Source organism: Mesorhizobium sp. M1E.F.Ca.ET.063.01.1.1 (assembly GCF_003998155.1).
Taxonomy (GTDB): Bacteria; Pseudomonadota; Alphaproteobacteria; order Rhizobiales; family Rhizobiaceae; genus Mesorhizobium.
The window spans coordinates 1-631 of record NZ_RZSC01001445.1 but is presented as its reverse complement, the minus strand read 5'-3'; the positions used below and the strand labels follow the sequence as shown (position 1 = coordinate 631).

Sequence of the window (631 nt, the reverse complement as noted above, 5' to 3'; positions counted from 1 at the left end):
GGCGGCGTTGTCGCGCACCGACCTGATCTTCTGCGGGTTGCGCACGATGCGGCTGTCGGATGCCAACTCGTGCCAGAAGTCGTCCGGCTGGAACAGAAGCCGCTTCGGCTCGAAGCCGAGGAACGCCTCCTCGAAACCCGGCCATTTCTGCTCGATGACACGCCACACGAAGCCGGCGGCGAAAATGCGCTCGGCAATGGTGGCGAGAATGCGGTCGTCGGGGACTTTCGCCACCGCCTTGTTGTCGGGCGCAGGGCCAAGCAGCGGAGCGAGCACCGCCTCCCCGCGCTTGCGCTTTGCCGCCCGCGCGTGGATTTTCTGGAAATCGAGCATCGTTGTCCTTGCCTGTTCGCCGCAATCTAGCACTTCACGTCCGCCCCGGCAGCCTCTACGTCTATCGATGCCGGGCGAAGGAGAAGACAGATGAACAAGATCGTCGAGGACATGGCGAACCGCTTGCTCAAGCGAAAGCCGGACGGCTTTGGTCCGCTCGAGAGCCGCGTGCTTCAATCGACGCTCGAGCGCACCACCATCACACGCGACACCAACAAGGCCGTCGCCTTCCACGAGACCTATGGCGACCGCGTCGCCGACGCGATCGCCAGGATCGGCGGCTCCTGGTCCTTCATCC

General features: G+C 64.2%; 1 protein-coding gene and 1 pseudogene. One reads left to right on the top strand and one right to left on the bottom strand.

From position 1 onward, the window contains the following. The coding region (locus EOA29_RS39135) for a DNA-3-methyladenine glycosylase I (protein WP_189479174.1) at positions 1-333 on the bottom strand (333 nt) is incomplete at its 3' end. Between the two features lie 90 nt (positions 334-423). Here EOA29_RS39135 and EOA29_RS39130 point away from each other — a divergent pair. Beyond that, a pseudogene (locus EOA29_RS39130) lies at positions 424-631 on the top strand (cyclic nucleotide-binding protein); the annotation flags it as partial.